7 protein-coding genes are annotated in these 5,902 nt (G+C 70.2%); 4 read left to right on the top strand and 3 right to left on the bottom strand.

Translation table 11 applies throughout. The annotated features are described in order from the left end of the window. The first annotated feature begins 182 nt into the window (after positions 1–182). From D7X55_RS44265 to epsU, 4 genes are read left to right on the top strand one after another with little or no spacing between them, the layout of a single operon-like run. Positions 183–359 carry a hypothetical protein gene (locus D7X55_RS44265; protein WP_167508149.1) on the top strand — a complete coding sequence of 59 codons (177 nt, stop codon included), beginning with the start codon at positions 183–185 and terminating at the stop codon, positions 357–359. A 23-nt stretch (positions 360–382) separates the two neighbouring features. Then, entirely contained in the window at positions 383–790 is a 408-nt protein-coding gene (gene epsW, locus D7X55_RS34420) for an exopolysaccharide biosynthesis response regulator EpsW (RefSeq protein ID WP_120552460.1), read from the top strand. Further along, positions 787–2,289 (top strand): PCP family exopolysaccharide biosynthesis protein EpsV, encoded by a 1,503-nt coding sequence (gene epsV / locus D7X55_RS34415; RefSeq protein WP_121725263.1) that lies wholly within the window; start codon positions 787–789, stop codon positions 2,287–2,289. Before epsW ends, epsV begins: the two co-directional genes overlap by 4 nt. A gap of 56 nt (positions 2,290–2,345) precedes the next feature. Continuing rightward, positions 2,346–3,557 (top strand): exopolysaccharide biosynthesis GT2 family glycosyltransferase EpsU, encoded by a 1,212-nt coding sequence (gene epsU / locus D7X55_RS34410; protein WP_121725262.1) that lies wholly within the window; start codon positions 2,346–2,348, stop codon positions 3,555–3,557. Positions 3,558–3,560: 3 nt separating this feature from the next. On the opposite strand, the gene D7X55_RS34405 is transcribed toward epsU, so the two are convergent. From D7X55_RS34405 to epsH, 3 genes are all read right to left on the bottom strand, one after another. After that, entirely contained in the window at positions 3,561–3,995 is a 435-nt protein-coding gene (locus D7X55_RS34405) for a MerR family DNA-binding protein (RefSeq protein WP_158616323.1), read from the bottom strand. Further along, positions 3,970–4,410, bottom strand: a complete 441-nt coding sequence (locus D7X55_RS34400) for a hypothetical protein (RefSeq protein WP_120552456.1) — start codon at positions 4,408–4,410, stop codon at positions 3,970–3,972. The genes D7X55_RS34405 and D7X55_RS34400 overlap by 26 nt, the downstream gene beginning before the upstream one ends. A 144-nt stretch (positions 4,411–4,554) precedes the next feature. Beyond that, entirely contained in the window at positions 4,555–5,865 is a 1,311-nt protein-coding gene (gene epsH / locus D7X55_RS34395; protein ID WP_120552455.1) for an exopolysaccharide biosynthesis glycosyltransferase EpsH, read from the bottom strand. Positions 5,866–5,902: the final 37 nt, after the last annotated feature.

Raw genomic sequence — 5,902 nt, 5'->3', positions numbered from 1 at the left:
GGGAGACCGGCAGGTGGTGGGCGGTGTGGGCGCGGGTTGGACAGTGAACCGGTGGATCACCCTGGAGGTGGACACCCGCGCGGCGTGGACTCGCTCGCCCGACGTGGAGGCGGCCCGCACGGTGTGGTCCGCGACGCTGGGACTCACGGTCCAGAAAACGGGTATCCTCTGAGTCTCCCGCCATGGCGAAGCTCATCCTCCTGTCCGTCCTCATTGCCACCATCGCGCTGCCCGGTGCGGCCGCGCGCGATGCGCATCCGTGGCGGGGGATGAAGAAGGCCATCCTGTGGGTGGCCCTCTTCAACATGGCGTACGCATATGGCGTGCTCGTCCTCGTGCCCAGGTACGGGTTCGGGTGAGGGAAGGAAAGGCGTCAGACGTGATGGAGCTCCAACAGCTCACCGTCCTCCTGGTGGAGGACTCTCCGATGTTCCGCGTCATGCTGCGTGACATGCTCCAGCAGATGGGCGTGAAGAACGTGGTGGAGCAGCCCAACGGCAAGGCCGCCATGGAGTACCTGACGAGCGGCGCGCACAAGCCGGACCTGGTGTGCCTGGACCTGACGCTGCCGGACGTGTCCGGCTACGACGTCTGCGAGTACATCCGTCGCACGCCCGCCATCGCGCACGTGCCGGTGCTGATGGTGAGCGCGCGCAACCTGCCGGAGGACAAGGCCTACGCGGAAGAGGCCGGCGCCAACGGCTACCTGGGCAAGCCCTTCACGCCGGAGGAGCTGGAGAAGCGCGTGCGCCAGGTGCTCAAGACCGCGGCGTCCCGGGGCAGCGCGTGACCTCGCCCGCCCCTCGCACGCCGCGCTCGGCCCCGCCCCCGCCGCCGTACGTCCCCGAGCGCGAGGAGACGAACGCGCCGGCGGACCTCATCGACTGGGGCTTCCTGTTCGACGGGCTGGGCTTCGTGCGCAGGGCCATCTTCCGGCACTGGTTCCTGGGGCTGTGCATCGTCGCGGTGATGGGCGGACTGGGCTCCGCGGCGGCGAAGCTGATGCCGCGCAAGTACCACGTCGAAACGCGGATGCTGACGTACCGCAACCTCATCATCTCCTCGCTGGTGAACCCGGGGCGCTCCATCCCCGTGGAGGCGGATCAGCCCACGCGCGCCGCGTGGGAGATGGTGCTCAGCCGCGGCAACCTCAAGTCCGTGGTGAAGAACGCGAAGCTCATCGAGTACTGGGACCACATGCGGTCCCCCTTCAGCCGCCTGAAGGAGCAGTACCTGAAGAAGGCCCCGCCTCCCCTGTCCGACGAGGAGAAGGAGGAGGCGCTCATCGCGATGCTGGAGACCAACCTCATCGTGGTGGCGGAGGCCGGCAGCGGCACGGTCACCATCGGGGTGGACTGGAGCGACCCGCAGATGGCCTTCAACATCGTGGAGGCCGCGTCCCAGAACTTCCTGGACATGCGCCATGAGTCGGAGATGGGCGCCATCTCCGAGTCCGTGAACATCCTCCAGGGCCAGGTGGCCAACGAGGCCGCGAACATCAAGCAGGCCATCGCGGACCTGGAGCGCGCGGTGCGGGCCGCGGATGCGCGCCGCAAGAAGAAGGAAGCGGACCCCAAGCAGGCCAGCGCGCGGCAGGCGCTCCTCCAGACGGACCATGCGCTCGCGCAGCTGAAGTTCCTGGTGCAGGCCAAGCGCCGCGCCATCCGCGACGTGGAGGAGTTCCGCGGCCGCCGCCTCACGGAGCTGCGCGCGCAGCTGGCCGAGCAGCGCGTCGTGTTCTCTCCGCAGCACCCGGTGATTGTCGACCTGGAGCAGCGCGTGGCGACGATGCAGGCGGACTCGCCGCAGCTGCTGTCCCTGCGCGCCGAGGAGCAGTCGCTCATCCAGGAGTACCTGCGCATGGGCGGCACGGACGTGGACTCCGCGACGGAGGGCACCAGCCTGGCGGCGGGCTTCGGGCAGCCCCTGGCGGGCGCGATACTGGGCACGCCGGATGATCCGGAGGTGGCGGTGGCCACGGACCGGATGCGCATGGTGGTGATGCGGCACCAGGAGAAGCTGCGCCGGTTGGACCAGGCGCAGACAGAGCTGGAGATCTCCAAGGTTTCGATGAAGCACCGCTACAGCGTGCTGCTCCCGGCGCTCTTCCCGGAGAAGCCGTCCAAGCCGAACCCGAAGCTCATCGCCATCGCGGGCGTGGTGGGCGGGGTGGCGCTGGCGGTGTTCGCGGCGGTGGCGCTGGACATCCTGCGCCGCCGGGTCCTGGAGAAGTGGCAGGTGGAGCGGCTGCTCAAGTTGCCGGTGCTGGCGGAGCTGGAACGGCGCTGAAGGTTCGTGCGCTCGGCCGTCCTGGGTGATGGCGCGAGCGCGGGGGTGACACTGTCGTGACGGTCTGGACCTGGGTGGACGTGGCGCTGTGCGTGGGACTGCTGCCGGTGGTGGTGGGCTGCGGCTACCTGCTGCTCCTGACGTTGATGTCGGGGCGCAAGGCGGCGCCGGTGCCGCCGTCGCCGGCGGTGCGGAAGTTCGACGTCATCATCCCCTCGCACAACGAGGAGCTGGGCATTGCCCGGACGGTGGCGAACCTGTCCGCGGTGGACTACCCGGCGCACCTGCGGCGCATCATCGTCGTGGCGGACAACTGCTCCGACGCGACGGCCGAGAAGGCTCGCGAGGCGGGCGCCACGGTGCTGGAGCGCCAGGACGCGGTGAAGCGCGGCAAGGGCTACGCGCTGGCGCACGCCTTCGAGCACAGCCAGCGGGACGGCTTCGCGGACGCGGTGGTGGTGGTGGACGCGGACACGGTGGTGTCCTCGAACCTGCTGCACGCGTTCTCCCGGCGGCTGGAGGACGGGGCGCACGGCGTGCAGGCGCACTACGGCGTGATGAACCCCACGGCGTCGTGGCGCACGCGGCTGATGACCATCGCGCTGGGGATGTTCCACCGCGTGCGCTCCATGGGGCGCGAGCGGCTGGGCGTGTCCTGCGGCCTGCGCGGCAACGGCATGTGCTTCACGCACGCGGTGCTCAAGCAGGTGCCGCACGACGCGTTCAGCGTGGTGGAGGACCTGGAGTACGGCATCCGCCTGGCGCGCGCGGGGCACCGCGTGCACTACGCCTGGGAGGCGGAGGTGCTGGGCGAGATGGTCACGGCGGAGAAGCAGAGCCGTTCCCAGCGCCAGCGCTGGGAGGGTGGCCGCGCGCAGATGCGCAAGCTGCACGGGTGGCCGCTGCTCAGTGATGCGCTGAAGCAGAAGAGCGGGCTGCTCCTGGACCTGTCCATGGACGTGCTGGTGCCGCCCCTGAGCCAGCTGGTGCTGGCGACGGTGACCGGTTCGGTGCTGGCGGCCGGGGTGGTGTGGCTGTCCGGGGGCACGGCGGTGGCGGCGTCCGCGCTGGCGTCGTTCGGGCTGATGTCGCTGGCGCTGTACGTGCTGCGCGGCTGGTGGGTGTCCGGCGTGGGTCCGCGCGGGCTGTTGGACCTGGCGTGGGCGCCCATCTACGTGGTGTGGAAGGTGTGGCTGATGGTGCGTGGCCCCGGCGCGGAGAAGCGCGGCGAGTGGGTGCGCACCACGCGCGAGGCGGAGCGCCGGTAGCGCTCACTTCCGCTTGGGTGCCCCCAGCGACGCCTGGATGGGGCACACGGTGTCCGGGGGGCAGAAGCCCTCGGCCATCAGGGTGGTGATGGCGCGGCGCATGCGGCGCAGGTCGTCGATGCGCGCGTCGATGGCCTGGACCTTCGCTTCGGCGAAGCGGGCCACGTCCCGGGTGGGGGTGCCGCGCCGGTCCGTGAGGGCGAGGACAGCGGCCACCTCCTTCAGCGTGAAGCCCAGCTCCTGGGAGCGGCGGATGAAGCGCACGCGGATGGCGGCGTCCGGGCCATAGAGGCGCTGGCCGCTCTCGCTGCGGTCCATGGGCAGCAGCAGCTTGCGGCGCTCATAGAAGCGCAGCGTGGACAGCTTCACGCCGGACTCCCGGGCGAGCGCGCCGATGCGCAAGGGGGCTGCTTCAACGGGCCGTCGCGGGGATGCCACCACGCCACCTCCTGGCGCCGAGGATGACACCGCCCTGCGCGAACATCCACGCCAGCTCCAGCACGAGGAACACGACGAGCACCCGCGTCGCCCCCTGCGCGAGCGACCACGCCATCCACGTGGAGAACAGCGCGCGGCCCACGGTGTCGATGGCGCCGTTGAACGCGGTGGGGTGGACGAGCCGCACCACGGACCACAGCGTCACGATGGTGCCGAACAGGGCCACGAAGAACAGGTGCGTGGACGTGAACGCGGGGAGCGCCTCACCGCCCAGGCCCAGCGCGTGATGCAGGGACCGGATGCTCGACAGCACGGCGTCCGCGGTCCAGGGCGTGGCGAAGGGGACGGTGACGACGAAGTCGTACAGCGCGCTGGCGAAGACGACACGGCGAAGCAGGGGCGAATCAGGGTTCATGCGAAGGACGCTAACCCCTTCACCTTGGTGCAGAGGCAAGGGCCTCCGCCGTCCACTGCGTGGCGAACGGCAGCGTGACGCACAGGTCGTAGACCGCGAAGCCACGGACGGCACGCTGAAGCAGGGCGGCGCTCACCGCGGCCTTCAGTCCGCCAGCGGCATGCCGAAGTCCGGCTGGCCGCGCTCGCCAGAGACCCAGCGGTACACCTCCAGCACCTGCTCCGCCTTCGCCTTCCACGTGAAGTGCTTGAAGATGCGCGCCCTCGCGCGCTCGCCCATGGGGCCAATCACGGACGGATCCGCGACCAGCTTCTCCAGGACGCCGCGCACGCGCTCGACGATCTCCTGCGGCGTGCCCATCGGAATCGCGAAGCCCGTGGTCGGACTGACGATTTCCCCCGGACCGCCGTAGTCCATCACGATGGGCACCAGGCCCAGCGCCATCGCCTCCGCCACCACCGCGCCGCCGAACTCGCGCACGCTCGGGAAGCCGAAGATGTGGTTCTTCGACAGGCGGCCCTGCAGCTCCTGGTGCTTCACCCAGCCCGCGAACGTCACGCCCTGCTCCAGGCCGCTCCTCGCCACCTGCGCGCGCAGGTTCTGCATCTCCGCGCCGTCGCCGATGAGCTCCACCTGCACCTTGCCCTCGCGCACCAGCGGCGCCGCCGCGTCGATGAGCATCGCCATGCCCTTGTACGGCACGAAGCGCCCCACGAACGCCACCCGCAGCGGCTCCCCCGGCTTCGGCGGCTCCGCCTTCGCGCTCCCGAAGCGCCGCACGTCGATGGCGTTCTCCGGGATGTAGACCACCTTGTCCTGGTACTCCTGCGCCAGCTGCGCGCGCGTCGCCCGCGAGCCCATCATCAGCGCCGCCGCGTTCTTCCGCGTCGACTGGTAGAAGGGCATCAGCTTGTAGACGTCCCGGATGTAGCTCAGCCACTCGCGCTCACGCAGGCGCGCGTCCCCGAAGCCCTTGGGCCACGGCAGGCCGCCGTTCATGGGGCCCATGATGAAGGGCACCCCGGCGTCCGCGCACCGCGCCGCCAGCGTGCTGGGCGTCGTGGGGCTGATGGGCGTGTAGCGGTGCACCACGTCGAATTCCTTCGCGCGGATGCGGTCCCCGAAGCGCCTCCAGAGCAGCTCCTCGAAGTAGTAGTACGGCAGCACGCTCAGCGCCGTGGCCGTCGTCCAGCCCACGCCCGCCTTGCCGCGCAGCACCTCGCCCACCTTCTCCAGCGGGCGCTCCACCGGCGTGGAGTCCAACGCCGTGAAGTCCCGCCCCTCCACCAGCCCCTGCTTGAGGATGTTCTCGCGGTTGCGCACCTGGGTGACCAGATGCACGTCCGCCACCTCGGCGAGCGCCCTGGCCAGGGACCAGCCTTCCAGGGGGACGCTCACCCAGTCAGGGTTGCACAGCTCAGCAATCAGGAGGACGCGGGGTCGGGTGCCAGCCATACGGCATCCGCATCTATCCCAAGCCTGTCTCTTATAC

This window comes from Corallococcus sp. AB049A (genome assembly GCF_003668885.1).
Taxonomy (GTDB): domain Bacteria; phylum Myxococcota; class Myxococcia; order Myxococcales; family Myxococcaceae; genus Corallococcus; species Corallococcus interemptor.
Note: the sequence above shows the minus strand (reverse complement) of the source record. Positions and strands in the feature narration are given on the sequence as shown.